The sequence below is a fragment of the Saccharothrix sp. DSM 118769 genome (genome assembly GCF_052936295.1).
This window is the reverse complement of sequence record NZ_CP193627.1, coordinates 5,661,349-5,677,416: the sequence shown is the minus strand read 5'-3', so window position 1 is coordinate 5,677,416 and position 16,068 is coordinate 5,661,349. Positions and strand designations below refer to the sequence as shown.

Below are 16,068 nucleotides of genomic sequence, written 5' to 3'. Positions count from 1 at the left end.
CTAGATCGCCTGGGGGAAGCGGAACACGCGGTCGGGGTCGTAGCGGCGCTTGACCTCGACCAGGCGGGCGTGGTTCGGGCCGTGGTACGCGGACCGCCAGTCGCCCAGGTCGGGGTCGGTGAAGTTGACGTACGCCGCGTCCGCGGCGAAGTCGCCCATCCGCCCGTGCAGGTCGGTGAGCCACCGGAGGTTGTCGCGCACCACGTCCGGACCGTCCGAGGTGTGCCACGAGGTGTCCATCGAGAGCAGGAACAGCACGTCGCGGTGCGGGAACGCGGTCTCGGTCACCGGCACCCGGTTGATCGCGCCGCCCCAGGTGAACAGGGCGAAGCCCGCGCCGTCGGCGTTGCCGCTGCCCGGCCACGAGTCCACCGCGTTCAAGGCCGCGGCGATCCCCGCGTCCGGCAGCGGCACGGCGGTGGACCGGGTGCGCACGGCGAACGCGCCGCCCTCGGTGTTGTGGTGCAGGTAGTCCTTGGCCTCCCAGTAGGTCCGGTCGTCGATGTCGGCGCGGAACGGCTCCGCCGCGTCCAGGACGGGGCGCAGCAGCTCGCGCAGCTCCTCGGCCGGCCCGAGGTGCCACCCGACGACCGAGACGACGGCCTCCCCGTCGCCGGCGCGGCTGACGCCGATGCGGGCCGCGAACTCGTCCGGGGCCTTCGCCATGACCTCCTGCACGCAGGCCAGCACCTCCGGCGCGTGCTCGCGGCGCCACAGCAGCAGGCACGTCGAGCTGGCGAGCACCGGGCGGGCCTGGAAGGTGAACGAGGTGTTGACGCCGAAGTTGCCGCCACCGCCGCCCCGGCACGCCCAGAACAGGTCGGCGTTGGTGGTCTCGTCGCAGGTGAGCGTGGTGCCGTCGGCCAGCACGACGTCGGTCTCCACCAGCGAGTCGCAGGTCAGCCCGAACGACCGCGACACCGCCGCGACCCCGCCGCCCAGCACCAGGCCGCCGATGCCCACGTCGTCCGCGTTGCCCGCCGGGAACGCCAGGTCGTGCGGCTCCAGCGCGGCGTAGAGGGCGGTCATCCGGGTGCCGCCGCCCACGGTGACCAGCTCGCTCGCCGGGTCGACCCGCACCTCGTCGAGCCGGCGCAGGTCCAGCACCAGGCCGGTGTTCACCGAGTTGCCGGCGTAGCTGTGCCCGCCGCCCCTGGCCACCACCGGCACGTCGTTCTCCCGCGCCCACACGACGGCCCTGCCCACGTCCTCCGCGGTGGCCACCGACAGCACGGCGGCCGGCCGCACGTGGGCGTACCGCTGGTTGAACGGGCGGCTCGCGGCGTCGAAACCGGGGTCGCCGGGCAGCCGGACGCGCCCGGCGACGAGGCCGCCGAGCGTGCCGTAGTCGACCGAGCGGCCCACGTCAGCGCACCTCTTCGAGGTAGGACACGCCGGTGGCGGCGTGCTCGCCGTACCGCTCCCAGCGCTCGCACAGGACGAGCCGGCCGTCGGGCTCGTGCCGCGGCACGTTCACCGTGCTGCCCGCGATGACCTCGCCGGTGACCAGCACCATCGTGTAAGCCAGGCGGATCGTGCCGTCCTCGTCGCAGGTGCCGGTCACCGTGCCGCGCCGCACCCTGCCGCCGGTGAAGTCGGCCCAGACCAGGTCGCCGTCCTGGTGGTACCGGGCCTCGGTCCCGTCGCCGCCGCCGGCCTTGCGGAACCGCCGCCCGTCGTAGTTGATCGTCATTCGTCCACGTCCAGGAGTCCGGTGGGCATTTCCAGGGTGGCGCCGGGCGGCAGCGGGTCGATGCGCTCGGCGTCCAGCCCGACCAGCGAGGCCGCGGCGTCCAGGCGTTCGCCGCAGGTGACGGCGTCGTCCGCCGTGCACACCACGAACGAGTGGCGCGCGATGTAGCCGCCGGGCGGCAGCCGCAGGCTCGCGCCGGGGTCGACCATCGGCGCGGCGGTGACCAGGCCGGGCGCCTCGGCGGGCACGGTCACGGACCGCACGACGCAGTCGTGGTCGGGGTAGCCGAAGCGGATGCCCGCCACCGCGCTCCGGGTGGCCGTCACGTCGGGCCGCCGGCCGGTGGCCACGTCGAACAGCACCTCGCCGGGGTCGACGCCGGTCGCGGTCTTGCCGAGGAACGGGATCAGGTCGCCGCCGAGCCTGCCGTTGACCTCGATCACCACCGGGCCGCGCTCGGTGAGCCTGACCTCGGCGTGCGTGATGCCGTCCTCGACGCCGAGCACGCGGTGCGCGCGGGCCAGCACGTCCAGCAGGACCTCGTCGCGCAGCAGCGGGTCGGCCGCGTCCACGACGTGCCCGACCTCCTCGAAGTACGGCGGCGCCCCGGTCTGCTTGCGCGCCAGGAACATCGGCTGGTACTCGCCCTTGTGCAGGGCGCCGTCCACGCTGATCTCCGGGCCGTCGGCGTAGCCCTCGACGATCGCGCCGCCGCGGTAGGGCTCGTCGCCGATCAGGCTCGCGCCCGACGCGACGCGGTACGCCTCGTCGATCCCGCCCTCGTCCTCGACGAGGACGACGCCCATGCTCGCGCCCAGCGCCCGCGGCTTCACCACGACCGGGTAGCCGATGCGGGCCGCGGCGGCCCTGGCCTCCTCGACCGTCGTGGTCATCTCGCAGCCCGGCTGCGGCAGGCCGGCGGCGGTGAGCCGGGCCCGGGTGTGGTACTTGTCCCGGCAGCCGTCCACGCCCGGCACGCTCAGCCCCGGCACGCCGAACTCGGCGGCGAGGTGCGCGGCGGGCATGACGAACGGCTCGTCCCAGCACATCACGCCGACGACCCGCCGCCGGAAGGCGACCTCCCGCGCGGTCGCGGCCAGCAGCTCGTGGTCGAACAGGTTGACCACGGTGATCTCGTCGAAGTACGCCCGCTGCCAGGTGGGCCGGATGTTGTTGACGAGCACCAGTTCCACCCCGGCCGCCCGCGCCCGCGCGGCGATCGAGCTGACCAGGTACTCGCGGTACAGCTTCAAGCCGCTGCCGATCACCAGCACGGCGTCGGTGCCGTTCACGTGGTCACCACCTCCTCTGCGATCTGTTCGGCGGCGACGGGCGCCGTGCGGAACCCGTCGCCGCCACTGGCCGCCCGCGCCCAGGCGGACGGTCCGATGCGGACCAGGCGGCCGACGCCGGTACCGGCGTCGACCGCGTAGTGGCACGTCGCGACGGCGGTCACGGTGTAGCGCTCGTGGTCGGCCAGGACCGACGACAGCGCCAGCAGGTCGCCCCACCGGGCCGCGTCGTCACCCCCGTCCGCCGTCGAGGCGACCTCGCGGCACAGCGTCGCGGAGCTGATCTTGAGCCGGGTGCCGGCCCCGGGCGGGAGCAGCCACGCCCGCCCGTCGTCCCCGACGCGGCCCGCGCCGGGCGCGTCCTCCCACCAGTGCGCCAGGTCGTCCGGCGGCGCCAGGTGCACGGTGGTCTGCCGGTGCAGCACCACCGGCACGTCCACCAGCTCGCCGGACCACGGCCCGGCGGCCACCAGGAGCGCGTCGCCGCGCACGGTCGTCCCGTCGGCCAGCCGCACGGCGGCGCGGTCGGCGTCGACCTCCCGCACGGCGCACCCCGCCCGCAGGGTCACCAGCGGCCGGCCCCGCAACCAGCGCACCGCCGCCGCCAGGACGCGGTCGGCGAGCAGCACGCCCGCCTCGGGCTCCAGCAGGCCGACGGACCCGGCCGGGAAGCGCACGTGCGGGTACTTCTCCGGCTCCACCACCGAGGCGGGCACCCCGCCCCGCCGGGCGACGTCGAGCGCCGCGCCCGCCGCGTCGGCGGGCCACCCGGTGACCACGCCGACGCGGCGGTAGAACCGCGCGCCCAGCAACGCCTCCAGCTCCAGCCAGCGCCGGTGCAGCCCGGCCGCCGCCCGGGTCGCGTCCGCGTCCGCCGGGTCGAGCGCGCGGATCGCCCGGTGCTCGTCGTGCGACGTGGCCGCCGGGTTCGGCACCGGGCCCCGGTCCAGCACGGTGACGCGCAGCCCGGCGAGGGCGCACCGGACCGCGGTGAGCAGCCCGGTGATCCCCGCGCCCACGACGACCACGTGCCGGGTCACGGCAGCCTGGGCAGCGCGCGGGGCGTGACCGCGGTCGCCGACGGCACGACCGGGATCGCCGTGTCCGGCAGGGCCGCGGCGGCGAGGTCGACCAGGATCGGCGCGGCGCACCGCAGCAGCACGTCCAGCTCGTGCCAGAAGTCGCCCGCGTCCGCCTCGACGACCTCCCACCGGGACAGCCGGCCCAGCTGCTCGGCGACCAGCTCGGCCGCGCGGTTGAGGCTGAGGTGGCGCAGCTCGTAGGCGGCGGCGAAGCGGGCCACCACCCGTGCCGCGACCGACCGGGACCGGTCGGACACCGGCAGCGGTCCGCGCCCGACCCACTGCTCGGCCCGGTCCACCACCGCGTTCCACGGCCGCACCAGCCGCGCCCCGGTGACGGCGGTCAGCGCGTCGCGCGAGAAGTTCGTGCGCTGGTGCTCGGGACTGGTCGTGGCCAGGTGGAAGCGGACCAGGTCGCGCGGCACGCCCGCCAGGTCCCGGCTGCCCACCACGTGCCCGCGGCTGGTGGAGAACTTCTCGTTGTCCAGCTCGTAGAACTCGTTGGTGACGAACCGGTGCGGCAGCTCGTAGCGGTCGCCGTGCGCCATCAGCATCGCCAGGCCCGCCACGGCGAACGGGAAGACGTTGTCGAAGCCGAGGAAGTACACCACCTCGGACGCCGCCCCGGCCGTCCACAGCTCGTCCTCCGCGCCCAGCGGGATGCCCCGGCGCTCGGCGGACAGCGCGGCGCAGTGCATGCTCCACGCCTGGGTCTCCGCGTTCGGGTTGACCACCTGGCCCGGCGTCTCGCGGAACGGGGCGGGGATGCCCCACGACACCGGGTGGGTCACCGGGAAGTCGGGCAGCGGCCGGGACAGCAGCTCCTCGACCAGCTGCGCCATGTGCGGGCGCAGCGAGCCGGCGTGCCGGGCGAAGTGCTCCCGCAGCCGGGGCCGGTACTCCTCCAGCGGCAGCACGAAGACGTCCACCTCGCGCACCCCGACCGGCTCGCCGGGGTGCAGGGCGGCGCGCGGGTCCAGCAGGTCGCCGGGTGCGACCGGGTGGCCGCAGCTCTCGCACAGCCCGGCGGTGCCGTCCGCCAGGCACAGCGGGCACCCGCCGCGCACGTACCCGTCCACCAGGAACTCGCCGGTGCGCACCAGGTACGGGAACGCCACCGGCCGCAGCCGCAGCCGCCCGGTGGCGTGCAGCTGCTCGAAGAAGACGCCGACCCACTTGGTGAACCGGTCGTCGAAGCCGGTGAACCCGTCGACGGCGACGCCCAGCGCCGCCAGGGTCGCCGCGATCTCGTCGGCCGACCGCTCGGCCAGCTCGCGCGGCGGCACGCCCAGCCGGTGCGCCGTGGTCACCACGTACGTCGACGTGTCCTGCGCGCCGGTGCCGAACAGCACCTCCCGGCCCACCGCGCGGGCGTACCGGGTGTGCACGTCGGCGGCGAGGAACGGGCCGGCGACGTGGCCGAGGTGCAGGTCGCCGTTGGCGGTGGGCGCCGGCGACACCACGACGAGGCGGCCGGTCACCGGCCCTTCCCCTCGTGGCGGTCGACGAACGCCGCGGACATGGCGGTGTCCCACCAGATCGCGTAGTACTCGAAGTCCGCGTCGGTCTCGTTGAGCACCTGGTGGTGCGACCCCGGCACGAGGTGCGCGATGTCGCCCTCCACCAGCTCGCGGCGCTCGTCCCCGACCACCAGCGTGGCCCGGCCCTTCACCGCGATGAAGACCTCGTACTCGTGGTGGGAGTGGGCGGTGGACACGTCGCCCGGCCGCACCACGCACCACGCGCCCTCGAACGGGGCGTTGAGCGCGGGCCACGGCAGCAGCCGCTCGGAGTCCAGGCCGTAGGCCCGGGTCAGGTTCTCCCGGTCCAGCCTGCGGATCTCGATCACGCGCCCGCCACCTCCACCGCGCGGCGGTCCAGCAGGTCGCCCACGATGTCGCCGGAGCGGTGCGCGAGCACGCTGATGAGCGAGTCCGCGATGCCGTGCGTCTCCTCGTTGACGCCCTGGAGGTACAGCGCGCCCCGCGCGGACTCGCCGAGGTCGACCCGGTAGCGGCGGCCGACCGCGACGTCCTCGATCCCGACCTTGGCCGCGAGGTCCCGCACCAGGGCGGGCATCCGCGGCTCGTAGCCGGTGCCCAGCAGCACGACGTCGCAGTGCAGCGGCTCGACCTTGCCGCTCTTGCGGTCGCGCAGGTCCAGCACCACCTCGCCGCCCTGGACGCGGGCCTGCACGACCTCCGTCAGCGAGCGCACGGACGACTGCGGCTTGCCCAGCATCTTCTGCTGGTAGAGCATCGAGTAGGTCTCGTCCGCGAAGGGCGGGGCGAGGCCGGCGTAGTTGGTCAGGCGCACCTCGTCGAGGATCTGCGCGCGGACCTCCGGCGCGCAGTCGTAGAACTCGTCCACGAAGGACGGGAAGAACAGCTCGTTGACGAACTTGCTCGTCTGGTAGTGCTGGAAGCCGATCGAGCGCAGCACGATCGTCGGCTCGCACCCCGGCAGGTCCTGGTGCAGCGCCATGAACATCTCGGCCGCGCTCTGCGCGCCGCCGATCACCACCGCCCGCACCGGCCGGTCCCGGGGCAGCTGCGCGACCCGGCTCAGGTACTGCGTGCTGTGGATGACCCGGTCCGCGGGCAGCTCGCCGAACACCTCCGGCACGCGCGGGTCGCGGCCGATGCCGACGACCAGGTCCCGGGTGCGCACGGTGTCGCCGCCGGCCAGCGTGACCACCCAGCCGCGGATCGAGCCGTCGTCGCCGCGCCACGGGTCCACGCGCTCCCCGCGGGCGCCGTAGCGGACCCCCACGTGCTCCAGGGAGTCCGCGACCCACTGCATGTACTCGGACAGCTCCCACCGGTACGGGTTGAACGTGCTCAGGTTGACGAACTCGTCCAACCGGCCGGTGGTGTGCAGGAAGTTCAGGAAGGAGAACCGGCTGCGCGGGTTGCGCAGCGTCACCAGGTCCTTGAGGAAGGAGACCTGGCTGCGTGCCCACGGCAGCAGCAGGTTGCGCTGCCACTTGATGTCCGCGTGCTGTTCGAGCAGCAGCGTGTTCTCGGCGAGCCCGAGCGAGCCGGATTCCTCGATGGCCGCCGCGAGTGCAAGGTTTGCCGGGCCGGCGCCGATCGCCAGCACGTCAACCTCCTGGTCCGTCACATTCCACCCCGATCGTCGTGTTCCGCGGGAAGAGACGCCGGCGAATGTCCTGCCCGGGTCCGCGGAATTGTTCCGGCGAACGCGGGGCAACCGCCCGGCTCGACCCAGTCAAGCCGACTGGACATTTGATCGGTAGTTCCCGCCGGTAGTGACGATCAATTCCCGGCCGGCCGGCCGGCACACCGGGTGGGCGGTGCGCGTTTCGAGCGCGAAGGCCCACGTCAACGGGTCCAGCCGGTAGGCGCCGGACCGGTCGGCGGGCCGGAGGAACCCCGCGTCGACCAATTCGTGCACGGATTCCTCGTCGGTGAACGGCCCGCAGGCCACCGGTTCCCTGGCGGGCCGGTGGGCGGATCGGCGCAGGACGGCCTTGGCCGCGTCGCCCAGCCCGAGGTAGGCGGACTGGAACGACTCGCGCAGGGACAGGTCGCCGACCCGCAGCCAGTCCAGCAGCGACCGCGGGTCGGCGAGCCGGGCGAGCACCCGGCCCACCGGCACGTCGGGCCTGGCGGCGAGCTTGCGCGCGGCGATGTCCAGCGCCTGCGGCAGGTCGCCGCACAGCCGGGCGAGCCGGTCGCGGTCGGCCGGCCCGACCTCCGCCGCGCCCGCGAGCACGGCGACGGCCTCCGCCCGGGGCAGCACGTCCAACCGCAGCCGGCGCACGTCGCGCAGGCCGAGCAGCGGCGCGCGGCTGACGATGACGGTGGTGCTGCGCGGTGTCTCCACCAGCAGCGGCCGGACCTGCCGCTCGTCGCGGGCGTTGTCCAGCAGCACGACCAGCCGCCGTTCGGCGACCAGCGACCGGTACAGCCCGGCGCGCTGGTCCACGGCCTCCGGCAGCTCGTCCACGGGCACGCCCAGCGCGCGGAGGAACCCGCCGAGCGCGGCCTGCGCGCCCCGTTCACCCGGTTCCAGCGGCCCGAGGTCGACGTAGAGCTGCCCGTCCACCGCCTCGGCGGCCACCCGGTGGGCGTGGTGCAGCGCCAGCGCGGTCTTGCCGACGCCCACCGGACCGCTGATCACCACGGGCCGGGCCGCGTCCACCGCCAGCCGGCGCAGCTCGTCGTGCCGCCCGACGAAACCGCGCGGCCTCATCGGCAGCTGCGCCGGGCGCGGCACGCACGACCTGGCCCGATCAGGTCCCGCCCGATCAGGTCCTGCCCGATCGAGTCCCGCCCGGTCAAGTCCTGCCCGGTCGGGTCCCACCCGGTCCGGTCCGGAGCCCTCCGGGCGGCCCGGCGCGGCCGGTTCGGGCCGCAGCCCGCTCGACGCGGCCAGCCACCTGCGCCGCCACTCCTCGCGGTCGCCACCGCACACGGCCACGAACGCCAGCGTCACCGGCAGCGTCGGCATCCGGTGCCCGCTGGCCGCGCTGGACAACACCGACGACGAGTACAGCGCCGTCCTGCCCATGTCCCGATAAGTCGGATTACCCGCCTGGGCGCGTAATCGCCTCAATTCACTCGCAAAACCCGCCACCGCTCCGGACGAGGCGTCGACGGGCTTTTCCGGTCTACCCATCCCCAGTGGGTACCTTTCTCTCGGTGTGCGGGGCCAAGCATGGATAGGGCACGGAGGTCCCGCTACCGCCGATCGGGCGAGCATAGGATTCGCGAATGGGCCCATGCGCGGTCGAAAAAATCACGTCGCGCGATGTATCCGGTAACGGGTCGTGACGGAGTGCTCCTCGTGCGTGAGAAACAAATTCGGGAACCGGGGGAGTGTGAACGGGAGGATTGTTCGGTAAATCGTCAGGCGGCTGGCGCGCCCGCGCGCATGCCCACGAGGGCGAACCAGGCGCCGACCAGGCCGAGCACCCCGCACAGCAGCCACACGCCGTTGCCGACGGCGCCCCAGGCCAGCACGCCGAGCGTCGGCCCGAGGGTCGAGCCGAGGCCGAACACGGCCTGGTGCGCCCCGACGTAGCGGGCCCGCACCGCCGAGGGGAACCTCGCCGGGTAGGCGAACACCGTCGGCCCGCTGACCATCACGCCGAGCACGAACACCGCGGTGCTGACCACGATCAGCGCCGCGTGCGAGCCGATCCCGTACCCGACCGCGCCCAGGCCCATCACCACGGTGCCGCCGGCCGCCGCGGCCCACGGCGCCCACAGCCGGACGTACGAGGTGATCTTCAGCTCGGCCAGCACCGTGAGAACGGACCCGGTGGTGAGCACGACGCCGTACAGGACGGTCGGGTGCCCCTCGGCGGCGATCTTCAGCGGCAGCGCCACCAGGTACTGCACGTAGATGAGCGTGCCGATCAGGACCGAGACGAGGAACGCCAGGTACCGGGCGTCCCGCAGCATCACCGCGTACGCCGACCGGGCCCGCCCGCCCGCGCCGCCGTCCTCGTCGCGCGGCGCGGTCGTGGCGGGCAGCGTCGCCCGGGCCACCACCGCGTAGGCGAGCGCCGACGCGGCGTCGAACCAGAACAGCAGGTCCCAGTCGACGAGGACCAGGCCGGCGGCGAGGAGCGGGGCGAGGGCCGCGCCGCCGTTGAGGGCGGTGCGCATCATGGAGAACGCCATCACCCGCTGCTCGGGCGGCATCAGCTCGCCGAGCAGCACCGCCGCGGCGGGCCGGTAGCACTGGGTGGCCAGGCCCGCCGCGCCGATCGCGACCAGCAGCACCGCGAACGAGCCCGGTTCGGCCAGCACCGGCACGACCGAGAGCACCGCCGCCGACACCACCATGGCGCCGACGATCGTGGTGCGCGGCCCGAGCCGGTGGGTCAGCTCGCCGCCGAGCAGCGTGCCGAGCACCGCGCCCGCGCTGTAGCAGGTGAGCGCGATGCCCGCCTGGCCGGTGGAGAACTCGCGCACCGTCAGGTACAGCACCAGGAACGTCTGCGCGAACGCGCCCACCTGGTTGACGAGCACACCGCCCAGCAGGTAGCGGACCGGCCGCGGTGTGGCCCGGATGCTCGCCAGGACGCCGCTCGGCGCGCCCGCTTCCTTGGTGGTCACTGCGCTTCCCCCGTGGTCACTGCGGTTCCCCGCCCCGTCGCCGTCCGAACGCCCGTGGACGCCGGTCAGTCCACCCGAGCCGGGCGTTGTCCGACAGGGTTGATCTGAGCCGCCGATCAATCCCCGCCGGGCGTCCTCAGCGGACGAAGGCGTTGTTGAGCGACCCGTAGTCGAGCGCGTCGGCCACCGCGTCGTAGGAACCCTTGACCAGCAGCTCCTCCGCGGCGCGCTGGGCGACCGAGTACGCGGCCTGGGCGATCGCGGTGCCGACGCTGACCCGCCGCACGCCCGCCGACGCCAGTTCGGCCACGGTCGGCGCGCCGGGGCCCGCCATCGCGTTGACCGGCAGCGGCGAGGCCGCGACCAGCTCCGCCAGCACGTCGAGGTCGACCAGGCCGGGCACGAACAGGCAGTCCGCGCCGGCCTCCGCGTACGCCGCGGCACGCGCCAGCACGTCGGCCAACCGCCCCTCGGGCTCGCCGACCTGGAACAGGAACACGTCGGTGCGCGCGTTGAGCACCAGCTCCGGCAGCTCCGCCCGCTCCGCCGCGGCCCGCGCCGCGCGCAGCCGGTCCGCCTGCTCCCCGGCGGTGAACAGCGGGACCCCGAAGCCCCGGGAGTCCTCGACGTTCACGCCGACCGCGCCCGCACCGACGACGGCCTCCACGGTCGCGGCGACGTCCTCGGGCGAGGGGCCGTAACCGCCCTCGACGTCGGCGGTGACCGGCACGTCCACCGCGGCGGCGATCAGGCGCACCTGCTCGACCATCTCGTCCCGGGACAGCTGCTGCCCGTCGGGTCTGCCCTGCGCCCACGACACCCCGCCGCTGGTGGTGGCCACCGCCGCCGCCCCGGCCCGGGCGACCAGCACGGCGCTGCCGGCGTCCCAGGCGTTGGGCAGCACCAGCGTCCCCTCCGCGTGGGCCGCGCGCAGTGCGTTCGCTTTTTCCTTGGTACCGGGCATGAAAGCCCCTTCCCGATGATCATCGTGGTGAGGGGCGGCATCGTAACAGCGTGGTGCGACAAGGAGAATCAACCGAGGAACGCTCACCAACCCGGTGCCGCGCGCGACCCCCGGCGGTCGCTCCCGGCCGCCGGGGTCACTCGCCGCAGCACGCGCGGACCGACCACTCCGGCTCGTGCCACCAGTGCTCGTGCACGTGCGCGGCGGAGGGTGCGGGCGGCAGGGCGGCGCGGTGGGCGGGCGGCGACTGGCGGAACGGCGCCAGCAGGTCCTCCACGCGGTGCCGCGCGCCGCCGACGAAGACCTCGCGCACGGCCGCCGCCGCGCGCACGTCCGCCAGGGGGTCGCCCGCCACCAGGGACAGGTCGGCGTGGGCACCCGGTCGCAGGACGCCGACCTGACCGGACAGGCCCAGCCAGGTCGCCGGGTTGCGGGTCGCGGTGGTCAGCGCCTCGAACGGGGTGAAGCCGAACTCGACCATCGCCCGGAGGTTCTGGTGCGTCGAGGTCGCCACCGCGTCCAGCGGCGCGTCCGTCCCGCAGATCACCAGCCCGCCGCCGCGGTGCACCCTCAGCACCAGGTCGACCCAGCGGGCCGCCACCTCCCGCGACCAGGGGGACGCGGGCGTGCCCGCCAGGTCCGCGTCGGCGACGTACTGCGCGTACTCCCACGGCGGGAACAGCACGCGCGTCCGCTCGTCGGTCACCAGCGACTTGTCGTCCGCGTACAGCGCGCGGGCGTGGAAGAGGGTCGGGGTCACGGACATGCCGGACTTCAGGAACAGCTCGACCGCGTCCTGGTAGCCGCGCCCGGTCCGGCTGATCGTGTGCGAGTAGCCCAGCCGGTTGGTCGCGCCGACGTGCTCCATGCCGTCCATGCCGAAGCTCGCCGCCGGGTAGAGGTAGTGCGACGACAGCGGGACGCCCGCCCGGTGCGCGGCCTCGGCGGCGGCCCGCTGGAGCTCCACCGGCAGCCGCACGTAGGTCTTGACCATGTCGTAGTCGAGCTCCAGGGCCCGCTTCAGCTCCAGGTCCAGCTGCTCCCGGGACCGCGTGGGGCGCATGAAGTTGTAGTAGACGCGCGAGCCGTCGATCGCCTCGCCCGTGCCGTAGAAGCGCGGCCCCACCAGGGCACCGGCCGCCAGCGCCTCGCGGGTCTCGACCATCTGGTACGCCGGGTCGCCGGGGGAGCGGGTGGTGGTGATGCCGTAGGACAGCCACAGCCTGCCCTGCCGGGCGCCCCACTGCCGGCCGCGCAGGTGCCAGTGGTTGTGCGCGTCTACCAGCCCCGGCATGGCGACCAGGTGCCGCGCGTCGACCACGCGGTCGCCCGGCGACGCCCGGTGCGGCCGGACCTCCTGCACCCGCCCGTGCTCCAGGACGACGTCCACGTCGTGCCGCAGCCGGTCCTCCTCGCCGGTCCACACCGCGCCGGCGTGGACGACGGTGCGCTCCGGGGCCTTCGGCCGGCGCCAGGTGAAGTCGAGCCGGATCGTCCGCGCCGGGCCGCCGCCCAGCCCGACCCGGCGCAGCCTGCCGTTGCACAGGTACACCAGCGCGTCGGGGCCGCACCAGGACAGCGAGTCCGTCACCTCGCGGGTCACCTGGCGCGGGTCGCCCAGGAACCGGCCCGCCGCGTCGACCCGGACGACGTGGGCGACGCTCTCCACCACGAACGCCAGGTGCCGGCCGTCCGGCGACCACACGGGGCCGTCGTCGCCGCGGGTGGCGATGGAGCGGAACGGCATCGGTTCGGCGTAGCGCAGCCCGCCGCCGACCAGGTCGACGGTCAGCACCTGGCTGGTGCCCTCGCGGAAGCGGCGGGAGTACGGCTTGACCGCGGCCAGCGCGAGCACCGCGCCGTCCGCCGACCAGGTGGGCCGGCCGGGCATGAACAGCGCCGGGGTGACCTGCCGCCGGTCGCCGGACGGCACGTCGAGCACCCACACCGCGCCGTCCTGGTCGACGTAGGCGATCCGCCGGCCGTCCGGGGAGTACCTCGGGACCGTCTGCGCGCCGGGCGCGCCGCCGAGCACCGCCTCCTCGCCCGTGGCCAGGTCGCGCGTCCACAGCGCCGGGACGCCCCCGCGGTCGCTGGAGTACACGATCGAGCGGCTGTCGGGGGAGAAGTCCGGGTCGGAGTCGAAGTGGTGGCCGTCGGTGAGCCTGCGCGGCGTGCCGCCGGTGATCGGGACCAGGTGGACGGCGTTGAGCGCGCGGAACGCGACGGTCCTCCCGTCCGGCGACACGACGGGGCTCGCGATGCCGCGCACCGGGGTCGGGGTGTCGCCGGCGGACCCGGGCGCGCGCCGGCGTGGCGTCCTCGGCGTGACCGGCACGACCGCCTCGAACGGGATGTCGCGCACACCGCCGGCGAGGTCGCGGCGGCGGACGCGGCCGTCGGCGGTGTAGAGGAACGACTCGCCGACCCACGTCGCGGCGAACCCGAAGACGTCCTCGCCGTCGGTCAGCGGCCGGTCGCCGAGCACCAGGTCCGCGCGGTCCGGGCGCAGCAGCGTGTAGCAGGGCGTGCGGTCGTCCGGCCCGAACCCGGCGCCGAGGACGCGGGCGCCCGCCGGGGCGGTGGCCACCCGGACGCGCTCGCCGGTGGCGACGGTGAGCACGTCCACGGCGGTGTCGTCGACGGTGAACGCGATCCGCCGGCCGTCCGCCGACCAGCGCGGCGCGCCCACCTCGTCCGGCGGGGAGGTCAGGGCGGTGAGGTCGCCCGAGGCGAGGTCGAGCAGCCACAGCCCGTAGCTGCCGCCCCGGTCGCTGGTCAGGGCGATCCGCTCGCCGTCCGGTGAGAACGCGGGCTCGCGGTGGTCGAACGCGCCGCTGGTCAGCCGGCGCGGCTCGCCGCCGTCGACGTCGACCAGGTGGACGTGGAAGTTCCCGTCGCGGTACGACTGGAACGCGATCGACCGGCCGTCCGGCGACCACGCGGGCAGGGTGGCGTCCTGGAGCTGCCCGGTGAGCCTGCGCGCCGTGCCGCCGTCGGCGGGCAGCACCCAGATCGAGGCGGCCACGTCCAGCGCCAGCCACCTGCCGTCGGGGGAGCGCGCGACCGAGGTGTTGGTCCCCTCGCGCAGCCGGGCGACCGGGCCCCGGTGGTGCTCGGCCCCCGCGCCTTCCGGGCCCTCCGCGCCCTCCGCGCCTGCCGTGCCCGCGCCCGCCGTGCCCGCGACCCCGAGCGCGGCGGCCACCTGACCACCGCGCACCAGCAGGTCACGACGTGACAAGTCGTCCGACGCCATGCGAGAACCCCCCTCGGCCGTCCTCCGTCCGAGCCTGCCACGCACCCCGGCCCGCGCGCCGTCCGTTCGGCCGCGTCCGCACTGCCCCCGACAGCCCAGGCGTGCGGTCGGGACGCGGCGCGCGATCGGGTACACATCCGATCTCTGTCCCGTGACCATTGATCCCGGTCGAGAGCGTCGGTATACCTAGCCCGATAGATCCGATGTATTCCCAGAGGAGGTCGAACGGGCATGAGGCCGACGATCACCGGGCTGACGACCCACGACGTGCGGTTCCCGACCTCGCGGGAACTGGACGGCTCCGACGCCATGAACCCGGACCCCGACTACTCCACCGCGTACGTCGTGATCACCACCGACGCCCCCGACGCCCTGGAGGGGCACGGGTTCGCGTTCACCATCGGCCGGGGCAACGACGTGCAGGCCGTGGCCATCGCCGCGCTGGCCCCCTACGTGGTCGGCCGCGACCTGGAGGCCGTGCTCGGCGACATGGGCGCGGTGTGGCGGGAGATGGTGCACGACTCGCAGCTGCGCTGGCTGGGCCCGGAGAAGGGCGTCGTGCACATGGCGATCTCCGCGGTGGTCAACGCCCTGTGGGACCTCAAGGCCAAGCGCGCCGGCGCGCCGCTGTGGGTGCTGCTGTCGGAGATGGGGCCGGCCGAACTCGTCGACCTGGTCGACTTCCGCTACCTCACTGACGCGCTGACCCCCGAGGAGGCGCTCGACCTGCTGGTCCGCGCCGAACCGGGCCGCGAGCGGCGGCGGGCGAACCTGCGCCGGGTCGGCTACCCCGCCTACACCACCTCGCCCGGCTGGCTCGGCTACGACGACGCCAAGCTCCGCAGGCTGTGCCGGGAGGCCGTCGCGGACGGGTTCACCCAGGTCAAGCTCAAGGTCGGGGCCGACCTCGCCGACGACGTCCGCCGGCTGCGCGTCGCCCGCGAGGCGGTCGGCCCGGACATCCGCATCGCCGTGGACGCCAACCAGCGCTGGGACGTCGGGACCGCGATCGAGTGGGTGCGCGAACTGGCCGAGTTCGACCCGTGGTGGGTCGAGGAGCCGACCAGCCCGGACGACGTGCTCGGCCACGCGGCCATCGCCAGGGCGATCGCGCCGGTCAAGGTCGCCACCGGCGAGCACGTGCAGAACCGCGTGGTGTTCAAGCAGCTCCTCCAGGCGGGCGGCCTGTCCTACCTCCAGCTCGACGCCGCGCGCGTGGCGGGCGTCAACGAGAACGTCGCGATCCTGCTGCTGGCCGCGAAGTTCGGCGTGCCGGTGTGCCCCCACGCGGGCGGGGTCGGGCTGTGCGAGCTGGTGCAGCACCTGGCGATGTTCGACTACGTGGCCGTGTCCGGGTCCATGGAGGACCGGGTGATCGAGTACGTCGACCACCTGCACGAGCACTTCGTCGACCCGGTGCGGGTCGCCGGCGGGCGCTACGCCGCGCCGACCGCGCCGGGGTTCAGCTCCACCATGCGCCCGGACTCCCTCAGCCGCTTCGCCCACCCGGACGGCCCGGTGTGGTCGGCCGCCGACCGGACCGACGCCCCGTGACGCCCGCCCGACCGCCGTGACCCCCGCTCCGCCGGCGGAGCCTCCTCCCCGGAGTCGGTGACCTGCGTCACCCCGCTGTCACAGCGGACCCCCGTGCGCTGTCCAGGGTGCAGTACACCGACACCACGAGGGAGA

Annotated in this window: 12 protein-coding genes; 1 reads left to right on the top strand and 11 read right to left on the bottom strand. The window is 74.6% G+C overall.

All coding sequences use genetic code 11. The annotated features are described in order from the left end of the window. From ACRAKJ_RS24170 to ACRAKJ_RS24120, 11 genes are all read right to left on the bottom strand, one after another. Nucleotides 1–1,365 carry an FAD-binding protein gene (locus ACRAKJ_RS24170; RefSeq protein WP_438925410.1) on the bottom strand — a complete coding sequence of 455 codons (1,365 nt, stop codon included), beginning with the start codon at nt 1,363–1,365 and terminating at the stop codon, nt 1–3. 1 nt (nt 1,366) lies between these two features. Then, entirely contained in the window at nt 1,367–1,693 is a 327-nt protein-coding gene (locus ACRAKJ_RS24165) for a hypothetical protein (RefSeq protein WP_438925411.1), read from the bottom strand. Continuing rightward, entirely contained in the window at nt 1,690–2,985 is a 1,296-nt protein-coding gene (locus ACRAKJ_RS24160; protein WP_438925412.1) for an ATP-grasp domain-containing protein, read from the bottom strand. The genes ACRAKJ_RS24165 and ACRAKJ_RS24160 overlap by 4 nt, the downstream gene beginning before the upstream one ends. After that, entirely contained in the window at nt 2,982–4,025 is a 1,044-nt protein-coding gene (locus ACRAKJ_RS24155; protein ID WP_438925413.1) for an FAD-dependent oxidoreductase, read from the bottom strand. Before ACRAKJ_RS24155 ends, ACRAKJ_RS24160 begins: the two co-directional genes overlap by 4 nt. Then, on the bottom strand, nt 4,022–5,548 hold the full coding sequence (locus ACRAKJ_RS24150) for a class I tRNA ligase family protein (protein ID WP_438925414.1): 1,527 nt from the start codon (nt 5,546–5,548) through the stop codon (nt 4,022–4,024). Before ACRAKJ_RS24150 ends, ACRAKJ_RS24155 begins: the two co-directional genes overlap by 4 nt. Continuing rightward, a complete protein-coding gene (locus tag ACRAKJ_RS24145; protein ID WP_438925415.1) occupies nt 5,545–5,916 on the bottom strand; it encodes a cupin domain-containing protein in 372 nt (123 codons plus the stop codon). Before ACRAKJ_RS24145 ends, ACRAKJ_RS24150 begins: the two co-directional genes overlap by 4 nt. Beyond that, on the bottom strand, nt 5,913–7,190 hold the full coding sequence (locus tag ACRAKJ_RS24140) for a SidA/IucD/PvdA family monooxygenase (protein ID WP_438925416.1): 1,278 nt from the start codon (nt 7,188–7,190) through the stop codon (nt 5,913–5,915). The genes ACRAKJ_RS24145 and ACRAKJ_RS24140 overlap by 4 nt, the downstream gene beginning before the upstream one ends. A gap of 108 nt (nt 7,191–7,298) precedes the next feature. Further along, the gene (locus ACRAKJ_RS24135; RefSeq protein ID WP_438925417.1) at nt 7,299–8,603 is read right to left on the bottom strand and encodes an NB-ARC domain-containing protein; all 1,305 of its coding nucleotides are present in this window, start codon (nt 8,601–8,603) and stop codon (nt 7,299–7,301) included. 338 nt (nt 8,604–8,941) lie between these two features. After that, the gene (locus tag ACRAKJ_RS24130) at nt 8,942–10,159 is read right to left on the bottom strand and encodes an MFS transporter (protein ID WP_438925418.1); all 1,218 of its coding nucleotides are present in this window, start codon (nt 10,157–10,159) and stop codon (nt 8,942–8,944) included. 136 nt (nt 10,160–10,295) lie between these two features. Further along, nucleotides 10,296–11,123: an isocitrate lyase/phosphoenolpyruvate mutase family protein gene (locus tag ACRAKJ_RS24125; protein WP_438925419.1), complete on the bottom strand. Its 828-nt coding sequence runs from the start codon at nt 11,121–11,123 to the stop codon at nt 10,296–10,298. A gap of 136 nt (nt 11,124–11,259) precedes the next feature. Beyond that, nucleotides 11,260–14,379: an amidohydrolase family protein gene (locus tag ACRAKJ_RS24120; protein WP_438925420.1), complete on the bottom strand. Its 3,120-nt coding sequence runs from the start codon at nt 14,377–14,379 to the stop codon at nt 11,260–11,262. Nucleotides 14,380–14,610: 231 nt separating this feature from the next. Here ACRAKJ_RS24120 and ACRAKJ_RS24115 point away from each other — a divergent pair, with 231 nt between their 5' ends. Then, on the top strand, nt 14,611–15,933 hold the full coding sequence (locus ACRAKJ_RS24115; protein ID WP_438925421.1) for an L-fuconate dehydratase: 1,323 nt from the start codon (nt 14,611–14,613) through the stop codon (nt 15,931–15,933). The last annotated feature ends 135 nt before the right edge of the window (nt 15,934–16,068 follow it).